Origin of the sequence: Variovorax soli (assembly GCF_031454625.1) — a bacterium.
GTDB lineage: Bacteria > Pseudomonadota > Gammaproteobacteria > Burkholderiales > Burkholderiaceae_C > Variovorax > Variovorax soli_A.
Window position 1 is genome coordinate 438,045 of the sequence record NZ_JAVDRF010000005.1, and the last position, 25,691, is coordinate 463,735.

Here is a 25,691-nt window from a genome sequence, read left to right on the forward strand (position 1 = left end):
TTCCGTCCAATAATGGAGACCCCATGAATCTCATCCAGCCGGCCAGGCCTGCGGCGGACGAGCTGCGCGATCGTTTCCAGGCGGTGCGTGCGCACAGCCTTGCATTGGCGGCGCCACTGTCCGCTGAAGACCAGTGCATCCAGTCGATGCCCGACGCCAGTCCGACCAAATGGCACCTGGCGCACACCACCTGGTTCTTCGAGACCGTGCTGCTGCAGCCGCATGCGACGGGCTATCGCGTCTTCGATGCGGCTTTCGCGTACCTCTTCAACTCCTACTACGAGGCGCTGGGCCCGCGTCATCCGCGGCCACAGCGCGGGCTGCTGACGCGGCCGTCGCTCGAGCAGGTGCATGCCTACCGGCGCCATGTGGACGAAGCGGTCGCGACGCTGCTCGACGGCGCCAACGCAGACACGGACTGGGAGACGATCTCACCCACCATCGAGCTGGGCCTCAACCACGAGCAGCAGCACCAGGAGCTGATCCTCACCGACATCCTGCATGCGCTGTCCTGCAATCCGCTGCTGCCCGCCTACCGTGCGGCGCCGACACCGGGTCTGCGGCTCGCCTCGTTGGCACCGGCGATGCGCTGGCTCTCGCGGCCGGGCGGCGTGGTCGAGGTCGGCCATGCCGGCGCTGCCTTCAGCTTCGACAACGAGACGCCGCGCCACGCGGCGCTGCTGCAGCCCTACGCCATCGCGGACCGCCTGGTGAACGCCGGCGAGTACGCGCAGTTCATTGCCGACGGCGGCTACCAGCGGCCCGAGCTCTGGCTCTCCGACGGCTGGGCCGCGGTGCAGGCGCAGGGCTGGCGCCATCCGCCGTACTGGCTCGCACCCGATGATCCGCGCCTGGTCCACCACGGCGCAACGGCGGGCTGGCAGGTCTTCGGCCTGCACGGCGTGCGGCCGCTGGAGTCCGAGGCCCCGGTCACGCACCTGAGCTTCTACGAGGCCGCCGCCTACGCCGAGTGGGCGGGCGCACGGCTGCCCACCGAGTTCGAGTGGGAAGCCGCGCACGATGCGCCAGGGATCTCGCAGATGAGCGGCCATGCCTGGCAATGGACGCGCTCCTCCTACGATCCCTACCCGGGCTTCCGCCCCCTCTCGGGAGTGGCCGCCGAATACAACGGCAAGTTCATGGTCGGCCAGTTGGTACTGCGCGGCAGCAGCCTGGCCACGCCCGCGGGCCATGCGCGGCCCAGCTACCGCAACTTCTTTCCGCCGGCCGCTCGCTGGCAGTTTTCCGGGCTGCGGCTCGCGAAGGATCTCTGATGGCTATTCCTGCAATGAGCCTGCACGCCTTCCGCAGCGCGCAACGCGCCGCGCCGCTGTCCGACTTCGGTCGCGAGCTGTTCGAGGGACTGAGCCGCAGTCCGCGCAGCATCTCGCCCAAGTTCTTCTACGACGTGACCGGCTCGCAGCTCTTCGACCGCATCTGCGATCTGCCGGAGTACTACCCCACGCGCACCGAGACGCGCATCCTCACCGAATGCGCGCCCGAGATCGCGGCGCAGATCGGACCGAACGCCGAGGTCGTGGAATTCGGCGCAGGCTCGCTCACCAAGGTGCGGCTGCTGCTCGACGCGCTGCATGCACCCCGGCGCTACGTGCCCATCGACATCTCGGGCCAGCACCTCGAGGCGGCGGCGCAGCGGCTGCGCGCCGACTATCCGCAGCTCGCAGTGCAGCCCGTGGTGGCCGACTACACCATGCCGCTGGTACTGCCTTCGCGCGGGGAGGGCCTGGGCCAGCGCGTGGGCTTCTTTCCGGGCTCGACCCTCGGCAACTTCAGCCCCGAGGAGGCGCTGGCCTTCCTGCAGCTCGCACAGCGCCTGCTGCGCGGCGGCGGCTTGCTGCTCGGCGTGGACCTCGTCAAGGACCCGGCGCTGCTGCATGCCGCCTACAACGATGCACAAGGCGTGACCGCGGCCTTCAACCTCAACCTGCTGCGTCGCGCCAATCGCGAACTCGGCACCGACTTCGACCTCGAGGGCTTCACCCATGCCGCCTTCTACAACGCGCCGCTGCGCCGCATCGAGATGCACCTGGTGAGCCGCCGCGCGCAGAGCGTCAGGCTGGACGGCCAGCGCTTCGATTTCGAGGAGGGCGAGACCCTCCACACCGAGAACTCGTACAAGTTCACCGTCGAGGGCTTGCGCGCACTGGCCGTGAAGGCGGGGCTCAGGCCGGCTGCGGTGTGGACCGATCCCGAGCGGCTCTTCAGCGTCCATTGGCTGCAGTCGCCCGCGGCACAATAGCTCCGTCCCGCCATCGGCGGGCCGTTGGAGACCTGGATGAAAGCAACCTGGAACGGCGTCACGATCGCCGAGAGCGACGACACCGTGCTCGTCGAAGGCAACCACTATTTCCCGGCGAGCGCGCTCAACCGCGACTACGTCAGCTTCAGCAACCACAAGAGCACCTGCCCGTGGAAGGGCACGGCCAGCTACTACTCGCTGCTGGTCAACGGCGAGCTCAACGCCGATGCCGTCTGGTACTACGCCAACCCCAAGCCCGAGGCCGAGATGGTGCGCGACCGCGTTGCCTTCTGGAAGGGCGTGAAGGTGAGCGAGTGAGTTCAGCCGCTTTCGATCCACCGTTCACGCCGGTCGACCGGCTCGTTCCCGCATTGCGCCAGGATGGTTACGCGGTGCTCAGTCCGCAAGGCTTGGCCGAATGGCTGGGCAGCCCGCTCGCGCAGCTCGAGCTGCTGCACGCCGACTGGAACCATCTGCCCCTGGACGAGTACCTGAAGGACGGCGGTCGATACCGCACGCGGCGCCATGCCTGCTTCACGGTGGAGGACGCGATCATCGAGCAGGTGCCGCACCGCGCCCACTGGCAGCCCGTCGAGTACAACGCGCTGCATGGCGGGATGCAGCGCTGGTTCGCGCCGATGGAAGCCGGCACGCTGGTGCAGCCGGTCTGGCAGGCGCTCATCAAGGGCCTGGCCGAGATGGCGAATGGCTTGCGCGGCACCCAGCGGTGGTATGTGGAAGCGCACCAGTTCCGCATCGACACGGCCGAGGGCATCGGCCGGCCGACGCCCGAAGGTGCGCACCGCGACGGGGTCGACCTAGTCGCGGTGGCGCTGATCGGCCGCCACAACATCAAGGGTGGGGAAACCCGCGTGTTCGAGGCCGCGGGCCGCCGCGGCGAACGCTTCACGATGACGGAGCCATGGACGCTGATGGTCATCGACGATGCGCGCGTGATCCACGAATCGACGCCGATCCAGCCGCTGGTGGACAGCCAGCCGGGCTGGCGCGACACCCTGGTGGTGACCTGCCGCGCCGGCTCCTTTCAGGGCGATTGAGCATCGCACGGCCGGACCGTAGCAGTCCTACAGCCCGGCGTCATGCCTTGGATGTACATTCAAGGACCGGTTCGGCTGCGAGCCGCCACGTGAACAAACGAGGTCTGCCATGTTCAATCACATCCTGGTTCCGATCGACGGGTCCGAAACATCGATGCTCGCAGTCAGCAAGGCGAGCGGGCTCGCCTTGGCCTTCGGCAGCCGTATCACCCTGATCCATGTGGTGGACAACTACCCCTTCATCGGCGTCGGTGCCGACTACGCGCTGGGCCAGAACGAATACCTCGCGGCAGCCACCAGCAGCGCCAATGCGGCGCTGGCACGCGGCGTCGCCGCACTGGCCGCCGAAGGCCTGCACAGCGACCAGCGCGTGATCGACGGCCACGTGGTGCACGAAGGCATCGTCGACACCGCGGAAGCGATCGGCGCCGACCTGATCGTGATGGGCTCGCACGGGCGCTCGGGCATCGAGAAGCTGCTCCTGGGCAGTGTGACCCAGCGCGTGCTGCAGGACGCCAAGGTGCCGGTGCTGGTGGTCAAGGGCTGAGAGCCTGAGAGTCTTTCGCCCATGCCCGCTCGTCACGCCATAAACGCCCCACTCGTCGTTGCAAATGCTCGCCATAGCGGGGGCTATGGCTGCGCTTTGCGCCTGGATTGGGGCGCTTCTGGCGCGCCGCTCGGGCACGATCAAAATACGCTCAGGCTCTGAGCGGCGCGCGAGGCGTTCAGGCGAAGGGCGGCGTACTCTCGAAGCGCAACAACCGGCCATCGTCGGGATGGGCGAACGCGAGTTCGCTCGCATGCAGCAGCAGCCGGTCCGCGCGCCCCCGCACCGCCTCGCTTCCGTAGAGCGCATCGCCGAGGATCGGATGGCCGATCGACAGCAGGTGCACGCGCAACTGGTGGCTGCGGCCGGTCAGCGGCTCCAGCCACACGTGGCTGGCATCGCGGTCGGGCAGGCGCCGCTTCACGCGCCAGCGCGTGCTGCTGGGCTTGCCCCTGTGCGCATCGATCTTCTGGCGCGGGCGGTTCGGCCAGTCGGCGGTGAGCGGCGCCTCGATCAGCGCCCAATCGTCGGACAGGGCCAGCAAGCCATCGACGATCGCCTCGTAGCGCTTGTGCACGCGCCGCTGGGCGAAGGCATCGCCGAGCGCGCGCTGCATCGCGGGATGGCGCGCCATGAGCACCAGCCCGCTGGTCGCCATGTCGAGGCGGTGCACCACCAGCGCATCGGGCCAACGCGCCTGCGCACGGGCGCTGAGGCAGTCCTGCTTGTCCTCGCCGCGGCCGGGCACGCACAGCAGGCCTGCGGGCTTGTCGAGCACCAGCAGGTCAGCATCTTCATGGACGACGGTGAGCGCAGTCATGGTCGAGCGAGTCTATGAGGCTTCGGCGCTCGGCTATCCTCGATGCGATGTCCGTCCCCGCCGCCGCCTCGCCGAATTTTTCCGATCTCACGCGCGAGCGGCCCTTCATGCGGATGTGGAGCGCGCGGCTCTTCGGCACCGCGGGCAGCCAGATGATGCTGGTCGCGATCGGCTGGCACATGTACGAGCTCACCGGCAGCGCCTGGGACCTGGGCTTGGTCGGGCTTTACCAGTTCGTGCCGGCGCTGCTGCTGGCGCTGGTTGCGGGCCACGTGGTCGACCGCCACCATCGCGGCCGCATCGTCGCGGCCTGCCTCGCGGTGCAGGGGATGGTTGCGCTGGCGCTGCTCCTTGCCGTCCAGGGCCACCACGACTCGCGCGGGCTGCTGCTCGGGCTGTCGCTGGTGCTGGGGGCGGTGCGCGCCTTCCAGATGCCGGCGCAGCAGGCGCTGACGCCGCTGCTGGTGCCGCCGCTGATGCTGTCGCGCGCCATGGCTTTCAGTTCGGCCGGCATGCAGGGCGCGATCATCGGCGGCCCGGCGCTGGGCGGCTTGCTGTTCGCGGCGGGCACCGGCGTGGTCTATGGCGCGAGCCTTCTCTTCTTCGCCGTCGGCAGCCTGCTGGTGGTGCAGGTGCGCTACGACCACGCGCCGCCCCGGCGCGAGCCGGTCTCGCTCTCCACGGTGCTGGCGGGCGTGAACTTCATCTGGCACCGCAAGCCGGTGCTCGGGGCGGTGTCGCTCGACTTGTTCGCGGTGCTGCTGGGCGGGGCCGTCGCGCTGCTGCCGATCTTCGCCAAGGACATCCTGCACACCGGGCCCTGGGGACTGGGGCTGCTGCGCAGTGCGCCGGCGGTCGGGGCCCTCACCGCCTCGATCCTCCTGACGCGGCGGCCGATCGAGCGCCGTGTGGGCCGCGTGCTCCTGATCGCGGTGGCGATGTTCGGCGTGTGCATGATCGTGTTCGGCTTCTCGCGCAGCTTCGTCGTGTCGCTGCTCGCCCTGGCCGTCTCGGGCGGCGCCGACATGGTCAACGTGGTGATCCGCCAGACGCTGGTGCAGCTGGAAACGCCGGACGCCATGCGCGGGCGAGTGAGCGCCGTCAACTCGATCTTCATCGGCGCCAGCAACCAGCTCGGCGAGTTCGAATCGGGCGCCACCGCGGCGCTGCTCGGGCCGGTGGGCTCGGTGGTGGTGGGCGGCGTCGGCACCGTGCTGGTGGCGCTGGCCTGGTTCCGGCTCTTTCCGTCGTTGGCCGCGCGGGACAGGCTGGTGCGGCCAGTGTCCCAGGGATGAGGCCGGACTTCCGCTAAAAGTGCGAGAAGGCCAGTGGCACGTCCAGCCTGACGTCGCCCACGGGCTCGGCCACGCAGGGCAGGATCCAGCCTTCGGCCTTCTCCTCGCGGCTGAGGCCGGGCCATTCGATGCGGTAGCGCACCTCGCCGTCGAGCAGCCGGCAGATGCAGCTGCGGCAGGTGCCGTTGCGGCAGGAACTGGGCAGCTCGATGCCGGCGGACTCGGCGGACTGCAGCAGGGTGCGGCCCGCTTCGGCCTCGAAGCGGAAGCCGCCGGGCTCGATCTGCGCCGTGCTCGGCGGCGCGCCCGCGCTCATTCCTTGTTCTTGACCTTGCCGCGCGGAATGACCGCCGTCGTCACCGTGCGGACCGGTTCGAAGCCGGCCGGCGGCGCCTTCGGCGGCGACGTGTCCTTCTTCGGTTTCTTGCTTTCCTTGTTGCTGCGTTGCTGTCCCTTGGGCATAGGTTCCTCCGGTGAAATGGTGAGGCAGTTTAGCGAGGCGGCGACAATACGGTCCTTTATCGATCGTTTCCCTGCTTTCATGTCCGACTACGAAGTTCGCCCCGCCGTCCTGCGCGATGCCAAGGCCATTGCCGACGTCCACATTGCCTCCGCCAGTGCCGCCTACGCGGACATCCTGCCCGAAGACCAGCTGCGCGCGCTGGCCCCCTCGACGCGAGAGGCCAAGTGGCGCGAGGCCATCGAGTTCAGCGAGCCGCAGGTGCACGTGGCAGTGCTGGGCGAGGAGGTGGTGGGCTTCGTCGGCTTCGACCGCTCGCGCGATCCCAAGACGCCCTCGACCACCGGCGAGATCTGGGCCCTCTACGTGAAGCCCGAACATTGGGGCAAGGGCGTGGGCGTGGCGCTGTGGGATGCGGCGCGCGACGGCCTGGAAGAGGAAGGCTGCACGCTGGTCACCGTCTGGGTGCCGCTGCGCAACGACCGCGCGCTGCGCTTCTACGAGCTGGCCGGATTCAAGCGTGAGATGAAGACCGCCAAGACGACCTCATTGGGCGGCACCAAGATCGAAGAGATCAGGCTCAAGCGAAACGTCGCCTGAAACCGCCGGGAACAGCGCATCGATGGCCTCCAGCCTCCTGCTCCTCCTCGACGACATCGCCACCGTCCTCGACGACGTTTCCATCCTCACCAAGGTTGCCGCCAAGAAGACCGCCGGCGTACTGGGCGACGACCTGGCGCTGAACGCGCAGCAGTTGACCGGCGTGAAGGCCGAGCGCGAGCTGCCGGTGGTTTGGGCGGTGTGCAAGGGCTCCTTCGTCAACAAGGCGATCCTGGTGCCGGCGGCGCTGCTCATCGGCACCTGGCTGCCCTGGCTCGTGACGCCGCTGCTGATGATCGGGGGCGCCTTCCTGTGCTTCGAGGGCTGCGAGAAGCTGGCGCACAAGTTCCTGCACGAGAAGGAGCATGCGGCCGATGTCTCGCGCCTCGAGCAGGCGCTGACCGATCCCGCGGTCGACCTCGTCGCGGCCGAGAAGGACAAGATCAAGGGCGCGGTGCGCACCGACTTCATCCTCTCGGCCGAAATCATCGCCATCACGCTGGGCACGGTGCAGGGCCAGGCCTTCAGCACGCAGCTGTCGGTGCTGGTGGGCATCGCGCTGATCATGACCCTCGGCGTCTACGGCCTGGTCGCCGGCATCGTGAAACTCGACGACGCCGGGCTTCACCTGAGCCGGCGCGAAGGCGCCGCCTCGCAGGCGTTGGGCCGCGGCATCCTGGCGGCCGCGCCCTGGCTCATGAAGGCGCTGTCGATCGCCGGCACCGCCGCCATGTTCCTGGTGGGCGGCGGCATCCTGGTGCACGGCGTGCCGGCCCTTGGCCATGCCGTCGAGGCGTGGGCGGCGAGCGCGGGTGGCCTGCTGGGCGGTTTGGGTGCGATGGGCGTCAACGCGGGCGTCGGCATCGTGGCCGGCGCGATCGTGCTGGCGGCCGTCGAGCTCGGGAAGAAGGCGTTCGGCAGGAAGGGCTGAGCATCCGCGAAGCACGCGAGGGTTTCGCGAAGTGCGCGTCAGAAAACCAGGCTAACCCAACGCCGCCACCCGCTGCGCCAGCGCCTCGATGGCGGCATCCGAGAGATCGTCGGCAGTGATCACCTGCCGGTCGGCCCAGCGCTCGAAATGGCTGGCCTGGGATCGCCCATAGGCGGGGTCATAGTGCAGCGCGGTCAGCTCGGCGAACAGGGGCGACAGCGCGCCCGCAGCGGCCCATTGCTGCCAGCGCTCGATCACGGCCTTGCCGTGCAACTCCTTCAACAGCCCTAGCTGGCGCGACAGCGCTTCCGGATCATCGCCCAGGTAGGCATAGTCGCGCAGCAGGTAGGCCAGGCGTGCCTCGGGCGTGGCCTCGATCTCGATGCAGCGGCCTGCCCGCATCTGCGTCAACAGCGGCAGGGGAACATCGAGGCGGCCGATGCGCCGGCTCTCGCCCTCCACGTAGAGCGGCTGCGCAAGGTCGACCCGCTCCAGCAGCTCGACGATGCGGGTCTCGAAGGCGATCTGGGACGGCTGCGGCTTGCCGGGCAGGGCGCCCAGCAGCGAGCCCTTGTGGGCAGCCAAGCCTTCGAGATCCAGCACCTGCCGCCCTTGAAGCGCCATGGCCTGCAGCACGCGCGTCTTGGCACTGCCGGTGGCGCCGCAGAGCACGCGCAGGTCGAGCTGCGGGCAAAGCAGGGCCAGTTGCGTGATCACATGGCGGCGCCAGCTCTTGTAGCCGCCCGCCAACTGCTGCGCGTCCCATCCGACCAGGCGCAACCAGGTGACCATCGAGCCGCTGCGCAGACCGCCGCGCCAGCAGTAGACCAGGGGTTTCCAGCCGGCCGGCCGGTCGGCGAAGCGCTCCTTCAGGTGGCGTGCGAGGTTCGCGGCCACCATCGCGCCACCGACACGGCGCGCCTCGAAGGCACCCTGCTGCTTGTACAGCGTGCCGACGATGCGGCGCTCTTCATCGTCGAGCACCGGGCAGTTGATGGCGCCGGGGATGTGGTCGATCGCGTACTCGGCCGGCGAGCGCGCGTCGATCAGCGTGTCGAAGCGGTCGCGGTCGCCCACGCCGACGGGAAGGGACGCGCGCATCAGCGGGCCTTGCCCCTGGCGCGCTGGACCAGGTCCACCGCCACCAGGGCGATGCCGAGCACCAGCGCGAACCAGCCCACCACCTGGGCGCCGCCGATCATGTCGCGCCAGTGCGGCGATGTCAGGAAGTGAGGCGCAATCAGAACGGCCGCGCCGATGAGGATGCACAACAAGCCGCGCTCGAACATGCGCGGAGCCCTGGAGGGTTTGGAAGCCATGCCCGAGTTTACGGGGCGGCAGTAGCACAGTTGGCTGCGCGAATGGCAGCCATCGGGGCATCCGTGGCCCCGTTCCGTGAACTACTTCCTTAGAAATTGCAAACCTAAGAATTACATTCTTAAGTATTCAATGTAATACGAAAGAGTGCTTAATGAATCGCGTCTTCCGCGTGGTTTGGAATCCGGCGCTGGGTCTCTGGACGGTGGCTTCCGAATGGGCCCGGGGGCTGGGCAAGTCCAGCGCCCAGGCGCCTGCCGTGGCCCTGGCCTTGCTGGGTCTTGCGGGCAGTGCCGCTGCCGATTGCAGCGGGCCCAGCGGCGGCACCATCACCTGCACGTCGGGCACGCCGCAGACCTTCATCGTCATCGGCGGCTATGACGCCACGCCCGGCGGCACGGTGGACGTGCAGCCGAACGCCGTGATCAGCACGATGGACCTCCCCGCGATCAGCATGGGCGACAACGGGACGATCCTGCTCCAGCGCAACGCGACCGTGCAGAACGATGCGGCGGCCGGCGCCACCGGTCACTACGGCACCGGTGCCAACACCATCGAGTTCCGCTCCAATACCACCTTGACCATCGACCAGGGGGCGCGGGTCCTGTCGAACGGCACGGCGTACGACGCCGAAGCCATCAACGCGCACGGCAGCGGCAACCTCATCGTCAACAACGGCGAGGTGCGATCGCAGGCCGGCGGCGCCGCCATCTGGCTCGAGCCGTCGACCGGCTCCAACACGATCGTCAACGGCGCCACCGGCGTCATCGAGTACAAGGGCGGCGCGGGCAACATCCTGGGCGTGCTGGGCACGATGGCGGTGGATTTCACGAACCAGGGCAGCTTGATCGGCGCGTTGAACTTCGCCAGCGGCGACGACGCGCTGCACATCCACACCGGCTCTTCCATCACCGGTGCCATCGATGGCGGCGGCGGCAACAACCTGCTGACGCTCGACGGCACGGGCACCGACACCTTCGCGCACAGCCTCTCGAACTTCCAGAGCCTGGTGAAGCGGGACACCGGCACCTGGACTTTCGCCAATGCACTCCCGGGCTCGGGGATCACCAGCATCCGCGTGGCCGCCGGCACGCTGATCCTGGGCGCCGATGCCTCCAGCTACAGCGGCAGCATGACGGTGGATGCGGCCGGTGCGCTGCAGACCTCGGCGCAGTTCGCGCCCCTGGCCATCACCGACAACGGCCTGGTGCGCTTCGCGCAAGGGAACAACGCGAGCTACGCCGGCCTGCTGTCCGGCACCGGCGGCATCGAGAAGACCGGCGCGGGCCGCCTGACCCTCACTCGCGACCAGGCGATCACCGGCGTGACCACGATCAGCGCCGGCACGCTCGAGCTCGGCAACGGCGGTACCACGGGCATGGTGGGCGGCCCCATCATCGACAACGCGGCGCTCGTGGTGAACCGGTCCAACGCGGTCGCCTTCGCCGCGCCGATCAGCGGCAGCGGCAGCGTCACGCAGCTCGGCAGCGGCACCACCACTTTTACCGCCGACCACGTCTACACCGGCGGCACCACCATCGCGGCCGGCACGCTGCAACTGGGCGACGGCGGCACGAGCGGCAGCGTGGTGGGCGACATCGTCGACAACGCCGTCCTGGTCGCGAATCGCTCGAACACGCTGGCCCTCGCCGGTGCCATCAGCGGCAGCGGCGCCTTGCGCCAGGTGGGCAGTGGCACCACGGTGCTGTCCGGCGCCAACAGCTACGGTGGCGCGACCACGGTCTCGGCGGGGACCCTGAAGGCAGGCGCCGCCAACGCCTTCAGCGCGGCCTCCGCGCACAGCGTGTCCGCCGGCGCGACCCTCGACACGGCCGGCTTCGACCAGCGCGTGGCCGCGCTGAACAACGCCGGCACCGTCACTCTCCTGAGCACGCGGGCCGGCAGCACGCTCACCGTGACCGGCGCCTACGTGGGCCAGGGCGGCGTGCTGAACCTGGGCACGGTGCTCGGCGGCAGCAACAGCCTGAGCGATCGGCTGGTGCTCAGCGGCCCCGGCGCCAGCGCCAGCGGCAACACCACGCTGCGCATCGCCAATCTCGGGGGCCTCGGCGCCCTGACGACGGGCAACGGCATCGAGGTGGTCAGCGCGCTCAACGGCGCGACCACCACGGCCCAGACCTCCCGCGATGCCTTCGTGCTCGCGAATGGCCACGTCGACGCGGGCGCCTACGAGTACCGGCTCCACGCCGCTGACGCGCAGGGCGCGGGCGAGAACTGGTACCTGCGCTCCACGACGACGGTGCAGCCGCCTGCCGCGCCTGCCGCGCCCGCGACGCCGGCCGATCCCGCCGACCCTGGGATCCCGTCCGACCCCTTCACCACCGTCAAGCTTCCTCTGATGCTGCCGATCGCGTTGCCGACCTACCGCGCGGAAGTGCCGCTGTTCGCGGCGCTGCCGGCTCAACTGCGCCAGGGCGACCTCGCCATGCTCGGCAACCTGCACCGCCGCATCGGCGACGAGGACGCGCCGGTGCAGGGCAGCGACCCGGCGCCGCGCCGCGCCTGGGCGCGCGCCATCTACAGCGACCTGAACATCCGCCAGGACGGCATCGCGCAGGCGCAAAGCCGCGGCCATGTGAGCGGGCTGCAAGCCGGCACCGACCTGCTGGCCAGCGGCAACTGGCGCGCCGGTCTCTATCTCGGCTTCCTGGATGGCAGCGCCGACGTGAACGGCAATGCGCGCGGAACCTTCGGTCGCGTCGGCGCCAACGACCTCCGCTCGCGCTATCTGGGCGCCTATGCGACCTGGATGGACAACAGCGGCCTCTACGCCGATGCCATCATCCAGGGCGGCAGCCACCGCTACACGGTGCGGCCGGACGGCAATCCCAGCGCCGCCGGCAAGGGCGACAGCTTTACGGCTTCGATCGAGACTGGCCAGGCTTTTGCTTTGACGGAGCGCTGGACGGTCGAGCCGCAGGCGCAGCTGATCTACCAGCGCGCGCACTTCGACGCGGTGCCGCTGGCCGGCGCCATGGTGCGCCAGGACGCCGATGCGGGCTGGATCGGCCGTTTGGGCGTGCGCCTCAAGGGCGATTTCGCCACCGGCGCGGGCCGGCTCCAGCCGTACGCGCGGGTGAACCTGTACCGCGCAGGCGCCGGCGCCGACATCGCCGAGTTCGTCGGCCCGGCGGGTTCGACCCGCTTCGCCAGTGCCAGCGGCTACAGCGCGGCCGAGGTGGCCGGCGGCTTCACGCTGGCGCTGACGCAGGCTGCCAGCCTGTACGGCGAACTGGGGCGCGTGTTCGCGCTCGGCGGCGATGCCCGGGTCAAGTCCTCGGTGCAGGGCTCGGCCGGCGTGAAGCTGCGCTGGTAGGCATCGCCGGAGGAGGGCCATCTTGGGTTCCAATAGCGCATTCGCGCCCGCCGGCCGGCGGGCCATCCTCGAAGCCATTGCAGACCTCGCGACCATGGGACCTCTTCGCCATTGCCTTCTCGCCGCCATGTGGCTCGCCGCCGCCGCCGCCGGCGCCCAGCAGCGGCCCGCCGACCGCTTCCCCGCCGCCGCCATGAGCTTCCTCGGCACCGAGATGCCGGCAATGGAAGCGGCCATCGCGGCGCGGGATCGCGACTATTTCGAGGAGGCGATGAGCCGCATGCTGGACTTCTCCAGCAGCTGGGGCTTCAAGTCGCAGGACAACCCCGAGCTGAGCCGCTTTCCGATGTGCACCGAGGCCGTGTCCGATTTCCTGGTGGTCGGCATGTGCCGCATCATGACCACCGCCGATGCCTGCGAGCCCGGCCTGGCTTCGCGCTTCAACGTCAATCTGCAGAAATGCCGCGACCTGGCGGCTCGCTGAAGGGGACGGGCGTCCCATCCGTGCGCGAAGGGCGTGAAGGTTCTTCGCCCAATCGCGGTGCGCTCGACTAGGCCCGGACCGTCCTCGCAGAAGGTTCGGCATCCGGCTCATGGGCCGCGGCGTCGTCGATGTCGCGGCCGGTGAAGTCCTTGAGCCAGAGCAGGCCCAGCAGGGAGACCAGCGTCATGCCGAGCAGGTACCAGGCAGGCGCCAGCTTGTTGCCGCTGGCACCCACCAGCCAGGTGCTGACGAAGGGCGAGAAGCCGCCGAACAAGGCCACGCCGACGCTGTAGACCAGCGACATGCCGCTGGCACGCACGTGCTTCGGGAACATCTCGGGGAGCATGGTGATGGCGGGCACGGTCTGCACCACCAGCGCGGTGCTCAGCAGGGCGACCACGATGAACAGCACCACCGGCGAAGGCGAGATGTTGAGCCACAGGAAGCCCGGGTAGATCATCAGCATCATGGCCACGCGGCCCCAGACGATCAGCGTCTTGCGCCCGACGCGGTCGGAGGCCAGGCCCACCAGCGGCGCCAGCACGAAGGACAGCAGCCCCGTGAGCACGGCGCCGAACAATGCCACCGTCGGCGGCAGCCCCAGCTCGCGCACGGCATAGGTCGGCATGTAGAAGGTCACCACATAGGCCGCGGCCGTGCCGCCGAGCACGCTGAGGATGGCCGCGAGCACCGTCCTGCCGTGCTCGCCGCAGACCTCGGCGATGCTGCTGCGCCGCGCGGCCGATGCGGCCGGCGTGCCCGCGGTCTCGAGCGACTCGTGCAGGTGGCGGCGGATGTAGATGCCGACGGGCGCGATCAGCATGCCGATGAAGAAGGGCACCCGCCAGCCCCACGCTTCCATGCCCTGCGGGCCGAGCGCCGCGGTCAGGCCGCCGGCCACCGCCGCGCCGAGCAGGATGCCCAGGCCCTGGCTGGCGAACTGCCAGCTCGCCATGTAGCCGCGATTCGCCGGTGTCGCATGCTCGACCAGCAGGGTGGTGGAAGCGCCGACCTCGCCACCGGCGGAGAAGCCCTGGATCAGCCGTGCCAGCACGATCAGGATCGGCCCTGCGACGCCGATCTGCGCGTAGGTGGGTGCGAAGGCAATCATGGCGCAGCCCAGTGCCATCAGAAAGATGGTCAGCGTCATCGCCTTCTTGCGGCCCGCGCGGTCGGCGTAGGCGCCGATCACGATGCCACCCAGTGGCCGCATGATGAAGCCGACGCCGAAAGTGCCCACCGTCAGCAGCAGCTGGCCGTAGCTGTCGAGCGTGGGGAAGAAGAGCTTGCCGATCACCAGCGCGAGGAAGCCGTAGATCGTGAAATCGAAGAACTCCAGGCCGTTGCCGATGGTGGTGGCGACGATGGTCTTGCGCCGGCTCATCGGCGCGTGTTGCGAGGTCATCAGGTTCCCGGTTGTGTCAGTGATCGAGCAGGCGAGCATACGGGCTCTCGCGCCCCTGTGCGGCCGGACCGCCGGACGAGGCACACTTGGGCCCTCCAGCCTCAGCCCGGACCCACGCCATGTCCCTCGCTCCCATCGAAATCGAAACCGCCCCGAACCCCACCGCCACCGTGCTCCTGATGCACGGCCTGGGCGCCGATGGCAATGACTTCGTGCCGATCGCCAACGAACTCGACCTGAAGGCCGTCGGCGCGGTGCGTTTCGTCTTCCCCAATGCGCCGGTGATCCCGGTCACCATCAACGGCGGCTACCGCATGCCGGCCTGGTACGACATCGCCGCGGCCGACCTGGTCAAGCGCGAGGACGAGCCCGGCCTGCGACGATCGCAGGCAGCCATCGAGGCGTTGATCGCCAACGAGAAGCAGCGCGGCATTCCCGCTCACCGCATCGTGATCGCCGGCTTCTCCCAGGGGTGCGCGATGGCGCTCATGACCGGGCTGCGCCATGCCGAGCGGCTGGCCGGCATCGTCGGGCTCTCCGGCTATCTGCCGCTGGCCGCCACCACGGCCATCGAGCGCCATGCGGCCAACCACGAGACGCCGATCTTCCTCGGCCACGGCACGCGCGACGGCGTGGTCCAGATCGAGCGCGCCCGGGCCTCGCGCGATGCGCTGGTCGCGCTGGGCCATGCGGTCGAATGGCACGAGTACCCGATGGAACACTCGGTGTGCATGGAGGAGATCGCCGACCTCAACCGCTTCCTGCTGCGGGTCCTGGCCGCAGCCTGAAGAGGGCTTCGTCGGTGGCCTGGCCGCAGTCCGCCGATCCCCCCGCTCGCGCTGCTGCAGCGCAAGCGCACGGTGGGGCCCCGGGTTTGGCGCAATAGCAGAAAAGCCGTCGTCGCTTTAAATACCGGCTCCAGCAGATCGTTCGCGGCCGTGCTACCTTCCGCCCCACAAGATTCACGGGTCATAACGACATGAGCAAATTGCAGGAGCGCCTGGGAGCGCTCACACCCGCGCGCCTGAAGGGAGTCCGCCGAGGAATCGAGAAGGAAAGCCTGCGCGCCCAGCCCGACGGCAAGCTGGCGCTGACGCCGCATCCTGCTGCCCTGGGGTCGGCGCTGACCCACCCCCACATCACCACCGACTTCAGCGAATCGCAGCTGGAGCTCATCACCGGCGTGCACGCCGATGTCGAAGCCTGCCTGGCCGAGCTCACGCAGGTTCACCAGTTCACCTACCGCGCACTGGCCGAGGCCGGCGACGAACGGCTGTGGGTGTCGAGCATGCCCTGCGGCCTGCCGCCCGACGAGACCATCCCGATCGCCTACTACGGCTCCTCCAACGTGGGCCGCGCGAAGAGCGTCTACCGCATGGGCCTGAGCCATCGCTACGGCCGGCGCATGCAGACCATCTCGGGCATCCACTACAACTGGTCGCTGCCGGAAGTGTCGAGCGAGCAGTACTTCGCGCTGATCCGCAACTTCCGCCGCCATGCCTTCCTGCTGCTCTACCTGTTCGGCGCCTCGCCGGCGGTGTGCTCGACCTTCGTGGCCGGCCGCGCGCACGAACTGAAGCCGCTCGGCGAGGGCACCATGCACATGCCCCACGGCACCTCGTTGCGCATGGGACGACTGGGCTACCAGAGCGAGGCCCAGGCCTCGCTGGCGGTGAGCTACAACAGCCTCGACGGCTATGCCGCCTCGCTGCAGGATGCGCTGACGCGGCCGTGGCCGGCCTACGAGACGATCGGCATCCAGAATCTCGGCGGCGAGTACAACCAGCTCGCCACCAGCCTGCTGCAGATCGAGAACGAGTTCTACGGCACGATCCGGCCCAAGCGCGTGATCTTCCCGGGCGAGCGGCCGCTGCATGCGCTGCGCGAGCGCGGCGTGGAATACGTGGAGGTGCGGCTGATGGACCTCGACCCCTTCGAGTCTGTCGGCATCAACACCTCCACCATGCGTTTCCTGGATGTGTTCCTGCTGCACTGCCTGCTGGCCGACAGCCCGCCCGACACGCGCGACGAGATCGCCGAGCTGGCCCACAACCAGCACCTCACGGCCGCGCGCGGGCGCGAGCCGGGGCTGAAGCTGCTGCGCGGCGGACGTGAGCAGGGGCTGGTCGAATGGGGCGCCGAACTGCTCGAGGCCTGCAGGCCGATCGCCGCTGCGCTCGATGCCGCGCAAGGCGGCAGCCGTCATGCAGAGGCGGTGCGCGCTGCCGAGCGAGCGCTGGCCGAGCCGGCAGGGCTGCCCTCGGCGCGGGTGCTCGAGGCCATGGCGCGTTCGCACGACGATTCCTTCGTCGGCTTCGTGCGCGCGCGCTCCGAAGAGACGCGTGCCGCGCTGCTGGCCCTGCCGTTCAGCGCCGAGCTGCAGGCGCGCTTCGAACGCGCGTCGCGCGATTCGGTCGAGGCGCAGAAGCAGATCGAGGCTGCCGACAGCATGCCCTTCGAGCTCTACCGCGAGCAGTACGTCTCGCCGGCACGCCTGGGCTTCAGGAAGCACTGGATCGACACGCCGCACATGGTCAGCCAGCCGGCAGCGTTGTAAGTCGGAACAGGTCCTTGGGATCGCCGTCCTCCGGCGCCAGCGCGATGTCCTGCCCCACGCCGTGCGCCATGGCGAGCCGGTGGACCAGCCGCAGCGCCGAGTAGTCCTCCAGCGCGAAGCCCACCGAGTCGAAAACCGTGACCTCGGCGTCGTCACGCCGGCCGCGCTCGGCGCCCGCGAGCACCCGCCACAGCTCGACCACCGGGAAGTCCGCCGGCAGCTGCTGGATCTCGCCCTCGATGCGCGTCTGCGGCGCGTACTCGACGAACACCCGCGAGGCCTTCAGCACATCCACGTGCAGTTCGGTCTTGCCCGGACAGTCGCCGCCGACCGCATTGATGTGCATGCCCGGCTCGATCATCTCCGGCGTGAGGATGGTCGCGCGCGCCTTGCGAGCGGTCAGCGTGGTGACGATGTCGGCGCCGCGCACGGCCTCGGCGATATCGGCCGCGCGGTGCACGCGCAAGCCCGGATAGCCCATGAGGTTGCGCAACAGCTTGTCGGTCGCGGCCGGGTCGAGGTCGTAGACCCGCAATTCGTCCACGCCCAGCAAGGCATGGAAGGCGAGGGCCTGGAACTCGCTCTGCGCGCCGTTGCCGATCAGCGCCATGCTGCGTGCCCCCGGACGCGCCACCGCCTGCGCCGCCAATGCGGACATGGCGGCGGTGCGCAGCGCCGTGGTGAGCGTGAGCTCGGCGAGCAGCAGCGGGAACCCGGTCTCCACCTCGGACAGCACGCCGAAGGCCATCACCGTGGGCAGGCCCCGGGCGGTGTTGGCGGGATGGCCGTTGACGTACTTGAAGGCATAGTGCCTGGCGTCCGACACCGGCATCAGTTCGATCACGCCCACGGCCGAATGGCTGGCCAGGCGCGCCGACTTGTCGAACTCCGGCCAGCGCAGGAAATCTTCCCGGAGCGCTTCGGCCAGCATCTCGAGGAAGCGGGTGACCCCCGTCGCTTGAACCAGGGCCGACAACGCCCGGATATCGACGAAACGTGTTGTTGCCATACTCGCAGAACTTTCGTATTAACCGGGTAGGCGTTTGCCTACCAGCGTTGACCCCCATGACTCACCATGCGGGTGCGCTGCCGGCCCATCATGACATCAGGCAACGACAAAGAATCCCGGACAACCCTTCACGCAAGCCAGTGCCATGACTTTCAAGACCTACCTGGTTGAAGACAACCCCGTCATTCGGGAGAACCTCGTGGGCTTCCTGGAAGACATCGCAGATGCGACCGTCGTGGCGCATGCGGCCGGCGAGCGCGAGGCGGTGGCCTGGCTCGACGGGCATCGCGACGGCTGGGACATGGCCATCGTCGACCTGTTCCTCGAGGAGGGCAACGGACTGGGCGTGGTCGATGCCGTGCGCCGCCGGGCCGCGCACCAGAAGGTCGTGGTGTTGAGCAACTACGCCACGCCCGACATGCGCGCGCGCTCGAAGGCGCTGGGTGCCGATGCCTTCTTCGACAAGTCGGCCGAGATCGAGCTGCTGCTCGACTACTGCGAGCGCCTCAGCCACAGCAACTCCGCGCGGACTTGACCTCGGGTGCGCTGCGCCCGTTGAATGCAGGGTCTCACCCGGGAGCCGACCGCAGAGGGCGCAGCGCTTTCTCCATTTGCGTCTTCTGCCTTCGGCGCCGGGTATTCGACACGCGTGAAACCAAAGGACCCCGAAGCCGTGCCTGCTGTCCCCGACCCGATGGCCGATGGTGTCGCCTACGTGCGCGGCGCCTATGTCCCGATCGCCGAGGCCGCGATCCCGATCACCGACTGGGGCTTCCTGCGCTCCGATGCCACCTACGACGTGGTCACGGTGTGGGAGGGCGCCTTCTTCCGGCTCGATGCGCACCTCGAGCGCTTCATGCGCAGCTGCGAACGCTTCCGTCTCGACCCCGGCCTGACGCCGGCGCAGATCACCGAAGTGCTGGCCGAATGCGTGCGGCGCAGCGGCCTGCGCCGCTCCTATGTGGAGATGATCGTCACGCGCGGCCAGCCGCCGTGGGGATCGCGCGACCCGCGCCAGGCCGTGAACCGCTTCTATGCCTTCGCCGTGCCCTTCGTCTGGATCGCCGACGAGGCGCAGCGCGAGCGCGGCCTGCATCTGAAGGTGAGCGCGGTGCAGCGCATCCCGGCGAGCTCGGTCGATCCGAAGGCCAAGAACTACCACTGGAACGACCTCACCATGGGCCTGCTCGGCGCGCTCGACGCCGGTGCCGACACGGTCGTGCTCGGCGATGGGTCGGGCAACGTGGTCGAAGGGCCCGGCTTCAACATCTTCTGCATCAGGAACGGCGTGCTCGTCACGCCGGAGGAAGGCGTGCTCGAGGGCATCTCGCGCCGAACGGTGATCGAGATGGCCCGCTCCCTGCGCATGCCGGTCGAGCTGCGCGCGCTGCCGGCCGACGAACTGCGCAGCGCCGACGAGGCCTTCCTCACCTCGTCAGGCGGCGGCGTGCTGCCGGTGACGCGGGTGGACGACCAGGTGCTCGGGACGGGCCGGCCCGGGCCTGTCACGCAGCGCCTGCTGGAGCGCTACTGGGACTGGCACCGCGACCCCGCGTACAGCCAGCCCATCGACTACGGCAGCCGCTGAGTCATCAGGGCAGCGAGACGCGGCTCGGCACTGCCGGGTCGGCCACGACCTTGTCGACCGCGCCGCCGGTGTCGAACACCACCTGGTACTCGGTCCAAGTGTCGAGCCAGTAGCGCCACACGGGCGCCTCCAGCTTCGGGTTCTCGCTGCTGATGGGGTAGCCGAGTGCCATCAGCACCTGCTCGCGCGTCATGCCGGGCACCACTTTCATGGCGGCGATGGCGGCGCGTGTCTTTTCAGGGTAGCCGGCGAGCTTGACCTTCGGATCTTCGGTGATGCACCGGCGCACCGGCGACAATTCCGGCTCCCCCCGACACCAGCGCACGAAAGAAATCCCCGATGGCCATTCAGTGGTTCCCCGGCCACATGCACCTGACCCGGAAGGCCATCGCCGAGCGCATCGCCGAGATCGACGTAGTCATCGAGTTGCTCGATGCGCGCCTGCCCGGCTCCAGCGCCAATCCGATGCTTGCGGAGCTGACCGGCCACAAGCCGGGGGTCAAGGTCCTCAACAAGCAGGACCTGGCCGATCCCGAGCGCACCGCGCTCTGGCTGGCTCACTACAACGCGCAGCCGGCCACGCGCGCGATCGGCCTCGACGCCAGCCAGGCAGCGCCGGCGCGCCAGCTGATCGAAGCTTGCCGCCAGCTGGCGCCGCAGCGCGGCAGCATGGCCAAGCCGATGCGGGTGCTGATCTGCGGCATCCCGAACGTGGGCAAGTCCACGCTGATCAACACCCTGGTCGGCACCCGCAAGGCGAAGACCGGGGACGAGGCCGGCGTCACCAAGCTGGAACAGCGCATCGTGCTGGCGGACGGCTTCTACCTCTGGGACACGCCCGGGATGCTGTGGCCGCGCATCATCGTGGCGCAGAGCGGCTACAACCTCGCGGCCAGCGGCGCCGTCGGCCGCAATGCCTTCGACGAGGAACTGGTGGCGCTGGAGCTGCTGGGCTACCTGAAGCAGCATTACGCGGCGCTGCTCGAGGCGCGCTTCAGGCTCGATGCGGTCGCCGGCCTCGGCGACGAAGAGGTGCTCGAGGCCATCGGCCGCCAGCGCGGCGCCCTGCTGGGCAAGGGCCGCGTGAACCTGCAGAAGGCAGCCGAGATCGTGATGAACGAGTTCCGCAGCGGTAGCCTGGGGCGCATCACGCTGGAAACACCGGAGGAATTCGAGCAATGGCTGGCGGCGGGGCAGTTGCTGGACGCCCAGCGGCAGGCGAAGAAAGAGGCGCGGGCGCGAGGCAGGAAGCGGGCGCCGGATCTCGACGAAGCGCCGCCCGACGGCGCTTGAGCCGGCGTCCGGCTTGGGCTCCCTTGAAGCGCAAACCAGGGATTTGCGCTTCGTTTTTGAAGCGCAAATGACTAAAATGCGCCCATGTGGATCTGGCAAGACGCCGACTGGCCCCATTTCAAATTCGATGCCCAGGCGCTGCAGCCTCGGCTTGCGTCTGCACGAGTGGCCCAGGGGCAGATGCTGGGCGTGGCAAGCGGGCTGCGACTGCTCGATCTTGGAGAGTTGCAAGTCACGGAATTTGCGCTGGAAGCCGTGGCCACTGCACAGATCGAAGGCGAACTGCTGCAGATCAACTCGGTGCGCGCATCGGCCGCCCGTCGCCTTGGCCTCACCCAGAGTAGCCGAGCGCGCCTGACGCAGCGCGAACCTCGCGCCGAAGCGACCCTGGATGTGATCGAGGCTGCGGTAGCGCAATGGCCGCGGCCGCTCGCCGAATCCACTCTGTTCGATTGGCACGCAGCGCTGTTCCCGAATGGCCGCAGCGGCATCACCCGGATCGTGACCGGCGCTTACCGGACGCATCCCGAACCCATGCAGATCGTGACGCCCAGGCTTGGCAAGCGGGACACCGTGCACTACGAGGCACCGGCGTCCCGGGATGTGCCTTTGCAAATGCAAGCGTTGATCGCCTGGTTCAATGACGACAAGGTGCGCGCCGGCCTGGACGGCATCGTGCGCGCGGCGCTCGCGCACCTGTGGTTCGAAACCGTCCACCCCTTCGAAGATGGCAACGGCCGTATTGGGCGGGCGCTGAGCGACCTGGCACTCGCGCAGGACATGCGCAGCAGCCAACGCCTGTTCAGTCTCTCGCAGCAGATCTGGCTGGATCGCCAGGGGTACTACGCGGAACTGCAGCGCGCGAGCCGTGGTCCGGGCATGGAAGTGACGCCCTGGGTCGAATGGTTCGTGGGGCGTGTCGAGCAGGCCTGTCTTGCCACCTTGGATCAGATGCAGACAGCGGCGGCAAAGAGCGCCTTCTGGGTCGAGCTCCAAACCAAGCATCCCCAGCTGACACCCGCCCAGCGCAAAGTGCTGAACAAACTCTTCGATGCCGAGCCGCAGGGATTCGCGGGCGGCATGAGTACCGAGAAGTACACGGCAATCGCCGGCGTCTCGCGTGCGACCGCTTATCGGGAGCTCACTCAGCTTGCCGATGCCGGGCTGCTGGAGCGAAGCGGGCAAGGACGTGGCACGCGCTATGCGTTGGTGCCTCGGAACCCGAGCCGCATCTGAGACGCGTCACCGGGAAACTCCGGGCCATCCGGCCGCGTCGCCCGGTCAAGATGGGGCCAAGAACAATTTCAGGTGGAGCCTTCCCATGCACTACGTCCTCGCACGCATCACCGTCAAGCCGGAGGTCGCCGAGCTCGCGAAAAGCATCCTCGTCGACCTGGCGCTCAAGTCCAGGCAGGACGCAGGTTGTCTGGCCTACGAGCTGTTCCAGCAGACCGAGGCGCCGCACATTTTCCAGACCGTGGAGCAGTGGAAGGACAGGGCGGATGCCGAGGCGCACCTGCAGAGCCTGCACGTCGGCGCCGCGATCGCCGCGGCGAGCCCCTTGCTCGCCGGCGCGCCCGAAATCGTGGCGTACAGCCGGCTCCTCTAGAGATCGGCTACGGCCCGAAGGCGCGCGCCAGCAGCGCCTCGAAGGTCTTCTTCGCATGGGCCAGCGCGGCGTCCTGCTGCTGCGCGATCGCGTGCAGCGCCGCCACGCGCTGCGCGAACGTCTCCTGCAGCGCTTGAGAAGGGACCATCACCCGCAATGTACGCAGCCGTTCCTTGGAGATGTTGGGCATCGAGGCGGCGGTTCCGCTCGCCAGCAGCTGCAAGCCCTTTCGGATGGCCGGCGCCCGCAGCAGCGCCCACAGGTAGAGCGGGTTGACGCCCGCGTCGGCGCGCAGGCGCAGCCGGAAGATCAGGTCGGGCAGCAGGATGCGGCCGCGCGTCTCCCACACGTAGGCCGGCGTGCCCACCAGTTCCCGCGTGTTCTTGCGGCTGATCAGCAGGTCGCCGGCCTGCACCTCGCTGCGGGTGTCGGGCAACTCGGTCTCGGGCAGGGTCTTGTGGTCGGACTCGTCGTAGAGCGCGTTCTTCAGCGCGCTCAGCCGCAACACGCCCCACTCGTTCTCGGCCTTCGGCCGGTCGTGGCAGCGCGGGCTCTTGCCGCTGTCGATGCCGTCGAGCAGCTCGCCGAGCGTTGCAGAGGGCCAACCCTTCGGATTGCTCTGCGGGTCGCCGAACATGTCGGCCAGGAGCGCCGGAACCATCAGCTCGGTGAGCGCGCGGGCGCGGCGCCGCAGCCGCACCATGCTGTCGGCGCAGCCGAGCGCCTCGACCATGCGACGCTGGTGGACCATCGCGGGGACCGGAATGGCGGCGGCGGCCATGTGGGCGGCCGGTACCCGCTGCTGGCCCGCGGTGCCGGTGAAGCTGCGCTTCGCCGCGTTGCGGAAGCGCTGCTGGCGCAGGAAGTAATAGACCCATTCAGGCAGTACCGCCTCGCGGGCGCGCAGCACATGGAACTCGGTCGAGCCGAAACCGCGTCCGCCGGCCAGGTCGCGCGCGACGGCCACCTTGCCGTTCTCCATGCAGGGCGTGATCTTCGCGAACAGCACGTCGCCCTCGGCAAAGGGCGTATAGCCCTTGCGCACTTCGGCGAAGGGCCGCGTCAGGCGCTGGGCGATGGTGGCACTGATTTCGTCGACCGCGGCCATCGGGACAAAGGCGACCTCGCTGTGGTCCTGCAGGCCGTGGTCCTTCGGCAACCTGGGATTGATCTCGCAGACCTCGCCCAGCGCAGAGGTGGGGGCCGGCTTCAGCGGAAAGAATTCCGCGTTCGCTGCGGCACCCGCATCGTCGGGCAGCTCTGCGAAATGCACCGGGCAGCCTTCGGCTTCGGCTTCGGCTTCGGCTTCGGCGCGAGCATCTTCGGGTGGTCTTGCAACGCTCATAAGGCAAGCTCCGCGCGGCGCGCTGCAGTCCTGTTCGATGGGTGAACGGCCCGGCGCCTCATGGGTCCAGCTCCGAGAGCAGGGCGCGCAGCGTCTCGATTTCTTTCTCGATCTCGGCCTCGATCGCCTCCAACTCATCGAGGAGTTCGCGCGGGTCCTGGTGCTGGATCTGCGAGGCACTCATCGGCCGGTAGCGGCTGGCCGCGAGACTGAAGTCGTTGGCGCGCAGCGCCTCGAGGTCGGCAAACCACCATTTCTCGCGCCACTCTGCCTCCGGATCGCGCGCCTCCCAGCGGGCCCAGGCCGCCTCCCGGTCGATGAAGGCCTGCGCGAGCGCGGGCAGGTCGTCGGAAGCGATGGGCGTGTCGTGGTTGGCGTCCAGCCGGTAGCCGTCGTCCTCGGCATGCAGGAACTGCACACGCTGGGTGCGGCCGCCGCGGCGGAAGAAGAGCACCGAGGTCTTGACGCCCGAGTAGGGCTGGAACACGCCTCCGGGCAGGCTCATCACGGCCTCGACGCGATGCTGGTTGATCAACTGGCCGCGCAGCTCGCGGTGCGCCAGCGTGGAGCCGAAGAGCACGCCCTCGGGCACCACCACCGCGGCCCGGCCGTCCGGACGCAGACTGTCGAGCATGTACTTGAGGAACAGCAGCTCGGTCGCGCTGGTGCTGCCGAGCCTCACCTCGTCGACGATCCGATCCTTGTCGATGCGGCCGGAGAAGGGCGGATTCGCGAGCACGACGTGGAAGCCTTCGCCGGGCATGCCCAGCCGGACCTTGACCCCCTCGTCGAGCAGGGTGGTCAGCACGTTGCGCTGCAGGATGCGCACGTGGCCCAGTCCCCGCAGCGTGAGATTCATGGTGGCCAGCCGCACCATCTTCGGGTCGACGTCGTTGCCGAAGAAGGTGCCGCGCTGCAGGGTCGCGATCTGCGCGTCGGTGAGCCGGTCGCCCAGGCCGCGGCGGTGCATCTTGCCCTCGAGCTCGGCTTCCACGATGCTGCCGGGCGAGGAGTGGGCCAGCCGCATGTGGTTGTAGGCCGCCACCAGGAAGCCCGCGGTGCCGGCGGCGGGGTCGTAGATCGTCTCGCCGACCTTGGGATCGATCATCTCGACAATGGCGCGGATCACGTGGCGCGGCGTGCGGAACTGGCCCAGCTCGCCGGCCTGCTTCATCTGGCGCAGCACGTGCTCGAACAGGTCGCCCTTGGTGTCGGCGTCGGCCTGGTCCAGCCGCAGATCGCCGACCAGGCGCACGACCTGCGTCAGCACCGTCGGCTCGTCGATGCCCAGGCGCGCGCCGCGCATGAAGTCGTGGGCCGAGGCTTCACTGATCTCGGCGAAGAAGGGAAAGACCTCGTCGCGCACGAAGCGCACCAGCGCATCGCCCGACAGCGCCTGGGACCACCAGGACCAGCGGAAGCGGCTGCGCGGGATGCAGGGCATGCCGGTGCGCAGCACGGTCAGCGGCAGCACGCCTTCGCGTGCGGCCGGCACCTCGGCATTGGCTGGGTTGCGCAGCTCCCATTCGCCGTCGAAGAGGCTTCGGGCCGGCAGCTTGAGCGTCCGGGCGCGCGCCGTGGCTTCGGCGTCGATGCCCTGAACCAGGTAGAAGAAGAACAGGAAGCAGAGCTGTTCGGTGTTGCCGACGGGATCCGGGTAGCCGCCGCCAAAAAGATAGTCGCGAATCTGGTCGATCGACCGTCGCATGTCGGCAGTCAGGGGCATGAGGGCAGGGGGCTCGAATAATCTTGATTGTGGGTCGCGAGTCTACGGGG

At 68.8% G+C, this 25,691-nt stretch carries 27 protein-coding genes; 17 read left to right on the forward strand and 10 right to left on the reverse strand.

Going from position 1 to position 25,691, the window contains the following annotated elements:
• Positions 1-23: 23 nt before the first annotated feature.
• The 5 genes from egtB (at position 24) to J2739_RS14985 (ending at position 3,865) form a co-directional block, all read left to right on the forward strand.
• On the forward strand, positions 24-1,274 hold the full coding sequence (egtB, locus tag J2739_RS14965) for an ergothioneine biosynthesis protein EgtB (RefSeq protein WP_309902942.1): 1,251 nt from the start codon (positions 24-26) through the stop codon (positions 1,272-1,274).
• On the forward strand, positions 1,274-2,260 hold the full coding sequence (gene egtD, locus J2739_RS14970) for an L-histidine N(alpha)-methyltransferase (protein WP_309902944.1): 987 nt from the start codon (positions 1,274-1,276) through the stop codon (positions 2,258-2,260). The genes egtB and egtD overlap by 1 nt, the downstream gene beginning before the upstream one ends.
• Before the next feature lie 36 nt (positions 2,261-2,296).
• The gene (locus J2739_RS14975; RefSeq protein ID WP_309902946.1) at positions 2,297-2,578 is read left to right on the forward strand and encodes a DUF427 domain-containing protein; all 282 of its coding nucleotides are present in this window, start codon (positions 2,297-2,299) and stop codon (positions 2,576-2,578) included.
• The gene (locus J2739_RS14980; RefSeq protein WP_309902948.1) at positions 2,575-3,318 is read left to right on the forward strand and encodes a 2OG-Fe dioxygenase family protein; all 744 of its coding nucleotides are present in this window, start codon (positions 2,575-2,577) and stop codon (positions 3,316-3,318) included. The genes J2739_RS14975 and J2739_RS14980 overlap by 4 nt, the downstream gene beginning before the upstream one ends.
• Before the next feature lie 109 nt (positions 3,319-3,427).
• Positions 3,428-3,865: a universal stress protein gene (locus J2739_RS14985; protein ID WP_068683349.1), complete on the forward strand. Its 438-nt coding sequence runs from the start codon at positions 3,428-3,430 to the stop codon at positions 3,863-3,865.
• A 178-nt stretch (positions 3,866-4,043) separates the two neighbouring features.
• Here J2739_RS14985 and J2739_RS14990 read toward each other — a convergent pair whose 3' ends face one another.
• Complete coding sequence (locus tag J2739_RS14990; RefSeq protein WP_309902950.1) at positions 4,044-4,685, reverse strand: RluA family pseudouridine synthase; 642 nt, start codon at positions 4,683-4,685, stop codon at positions 4,044-4,046.
• A 47-nt stretch (positions 4,686-4,732) separates the two neighbouring features.
• Here J2739_RS14990 and J2739_RS14995 point away from each other — a divergent pair, with 47 nt between their 5' ends.
• A complete protein-coding gene (locus J2739_RS14995; protein ID WP_309902952.1) occupies positions 4,733-5,980 on the forward strand; it encodes an MFS transporter in 1,248 nt (415 codons plus the stop codon).
• 13 nt (positions 5,981-5,993) lie between these two features.
• Here the strand turns inward: J2739_RS14995 and J2739_RS15000 are convergent, their stop codons facing one another.
• A complete protein-coding gene (locus tag J2739_RS15000; RefSeq protein ID WP_309902953.1) occupies positions 5,994-6,296 on the reverse strand; it encodes a 2Fe-2S iron-sulfur cluster-binding protein in 303 nt (100 codons plus the stop codon).
• Entirely contained in the window at positions 6,293-6,523 is a 231-nt protein-coding gene (locus J2739_RS15005) for a hypothetical protein (protein ID WP_309903039.1), read from the reverse strand. The genes J2739_RS15000 and J2739_RS15005 overlap by 4 nt, the downstream gene beginning before the upstream one ends.
• On the opposite strand from J2739_RS15005, the gene J2739_RS15010 reads away from it, so the two are divergent.
• Both J2739_RS15010 and J2739_RS15015 read left to right on the forward strand, forming a co-directional pair.
• Positions 6,522-7,040, forward strand: coding sequence for a GNAT family N-acetyltransferase (locus J2739_RS15010; protein WP_309902954.1), 519 nt, complete (start codon positions 6,522-6,524; stop codon positions 7,038-7,040). The two genes, J2739_RS15005 and J2739_RS15010, sit on opposite strands and share 2 nt — an antisense overlap.
• Before the next feature lie 22 nt (positions 7,041-7,062).
• Entirely contained in the window at positions 7,063-7,971 is a 909-nt protein-coding gene (locus tag J2739_RS15015; RefSeq protein WP_309902955.1) for a DUF808 domain-containing protein, read from the forward strand.
• A gap of 51 nt (positions 7,972-8,022) precedes the next feature.
• Here the strand turns inward: J2739_RS15015 and mnmH are convergent, their stop codons facing one another.
• Together mnmH and J2739_RS15025 are read right to left on the reverse strand one after the other, a co-directional pair.
• The gene (mnmH, locus tag J2739_RS15020) at positions 8,023-9,072 is read right to left on the reverse strand and encodes a tRNA 2-selenouridine(34) synthase MnmH (protein ID WP_309902957.1); all 1,050 of its coding nucleotides are present in this window, start codon (positions 9,070-9,072) and stop codon (positions 8,023-8,025) included.
• A complete protein-coding gene (locus tag J2739_RS15025) occupies positions 9,072-9,290 on the reverse strand; it encodes a hypothetical protein (protein WP_309902959.1) in 219 nt (72 codons plus the stop codon). Before J2739_RS15025 ends, mnmH begins: the two co-directional genes overlap by 1 nt.
• Positions 9,291-9,442: 152 nt before the next feature.
• Here J2739_RS15025 and J2739_RS15030 point away from each other — a divergent pair, with 152 nt between their 5' ends.
• On the forward strand, positions 9,443-12,625 hold the full coding sequence (locus J2739_RS15030; protein WP_309902961.1) for an autotransporter outer membrane beta-barrel domain-containing protein: 3,183 nt from the start codon (positions 9,443-9,445) through the stop codon (positions 12,623-12,625).
• Between the two features lie 22 nt (positions 12,626-12,647).
• The gene (locus tag J2739_RS15035) at positions 12,648-13,109 is read left to right on the forward strand and encodes a hypothetical protein (protein WP_309902963.1); all 462 of its coding nucleotides are present in this window, start codon (positions 12,648-12,650) and stop codon (positions 13,107-13,109) included.
• A 67-nt stretch (positions 13,110-13,176) separates the two neighbouring features.
• Here J2739_RS15035 and J2739_RS15040 read toward each other — a convergent pair whose 3' ends face one another.
• Positions 13,177-14,514: an MFS transporter gene (locus J2739_RS15040; protein ID WP_309902964.1), complete on the reverse strand. Its 1,338-nt coding sequence runs from the start codon at positions 14,512-14,514 to the stop codon at positions 13,177-13,179.
• Positions 14,515-14,633: 119 nt separating this feature from the next.
• On the opposite strand from J2739_RS15040, the gene J2739_RS15045 reads away from it, so the two are divergent.
• Both J2739_RS15045 and gshA read left to right on the forward strand, forming a co-directional pair.
• On the forward strand, positions 14,634-15,302 hold the full coding sequence (locus J2739_RS15045; RefSeq protein WP_309902965.1) for an alpha/beta hydrolase: 669 nt from the start codon (positions 14,634-14,636) through the stop codon (positions 15,300-15,302).
• A 191-nt stretch (positions 15,303-15,493) separates the two neighbouring features.
• On the forward strand, positions 15,494-17,071 hold the full coding sequence (gene gshA, locus J2739_RS15050) for a glutamate--cysteine ligase (RefSeq protein ID WP_309902967.1): 1,578 nt from the start codon (positions 15,494-15,496) through the stop codon (positions 17,069-17,071).
• Here the strand turns inward: gshA and J2739_RS15055 are convergent.
• Entirely contained in the window at positions 17,049-18,080 is a 1,032-nt protein-coding gene (locus tag J2739_RS15055) for an ornithine cyclodeaminase (RefSeq protein ID WP_309902969.1), read from the reverse strand. The two genes, gshA and J2739_RS15055, sit on opposite strands and share 23 nt — an antisense overlap.
• 145 nt (positions 18,081-18,225) lie before the next feature.
• Between J2739_RS15055 and J2739_RS15060 the strand changes: the two genes are divergently transcribed.
• On the forward strand, positions 18,226-18,615 hold the full coding sequence (locus J2739_RS15060; protein ID WP_309902971.1) for a response regulator: 390 nt from the start codon (positions 18,226-18,228) through the stop codon (positions 18,613-18,615).
• A 138-nt stretch (positions 18,616-18,753) separates the two neighbouring features.
• Entirely contained in the window at positions 18,754-19,668 is a 915-nt protein-coding gene (locus tag J2739_RS15065; protein ID WP_309902973.1) for an aminotransferase class IV, read from the forward strand.
• Between the two features lie 4 nt (positions 19,669-19,672).
• Here the strand turns inward: J2739_RS15065 and J2739_RS15070 are convergent, their stop codons facing one another.
• Positions 19,673-19,966: a hypothetical protein gene (locus J2739_RS15070; protein WP_309902974.1), complete on the reverse strand. Its 294-nt coding sequence runs from the start codon at positions 19,964-19,966 to the stop codon at positions 19,673-19,675.
• Between the two features lie 41 nt (positions 19,967-20,007).
• Here J2739_RS15070 and ylqF point away from each other — a divergent pair, with 41 nt between their 5' ends.
• From ylqF to J2739_RS15085, 3 genes are all read left to right on the forward strand, one after another.
• Positions 20,008-20,961, forward strand: coding sequence for a ribosome biogenesis GTPase YlqF (gene ylqF, locus J2739_RS15075; protein ID WP_309902976.1), 954 nt, complete (start codon positions 20,008-20,010; stop codon positions 20,959-20,961).
• A gap of 84 nt (positions 20,962-21,045) precedes the next feature.
• On the forward strand, positions 21,046-22,197 hold the full coding sequence (locus J2739_RS15080; RefSeq protein ID WP_309902978.1) for a Fic family protein: 1,152 nt from the start codon (positions 21,046-21,048) through the stop codon (positions 22,195-22,197).
• An 85-nt stretch (positions 22,198-22,282) separates the two neighbouring features.
• Entirely contained in the window at positions 22,283-22,570 is a 288-nt protein-coding gene (locus tag J2739_RS15085) for a putative quinol monooxygenase (RefSeq protein ID WP_309902980.1), read from the forward strand.
• A gap of 7 nt (positions 22,571-22,577) precedes the next feature.
• Here the strand turns inward: J2739_RS15085 and J2739_RS15090 are convergent, their stop codons facing one another.
• On the reverse strand, positions 22,578-23,915 hold the full coding sequence (locus J2739_RS15090) for a restriction endonuclease subunit S (RefSeq protein ID WP_309902982.1): 1,338 nt from the start codon (positions 23,913-23,915) through the stop codon (positions 22,578-22,580).
• 58 nt (positions 23,916-23,973) lie between these two features.
• The gene (locus tag J2739_RS15095; protein WP_309902984.1) at positions 23,974-25,641 is read right to left on the reverse strand and encodes an HsdM family class I SAM-dependent methyltransferase; all 1,668 of its coding nucleotides are present in this window, start codon (positions 25,639-25,641) and stop codon (positions 23,974-23,976) included.
• Positions 25,642-25,691: the final 50 nt, after the last annotated feature.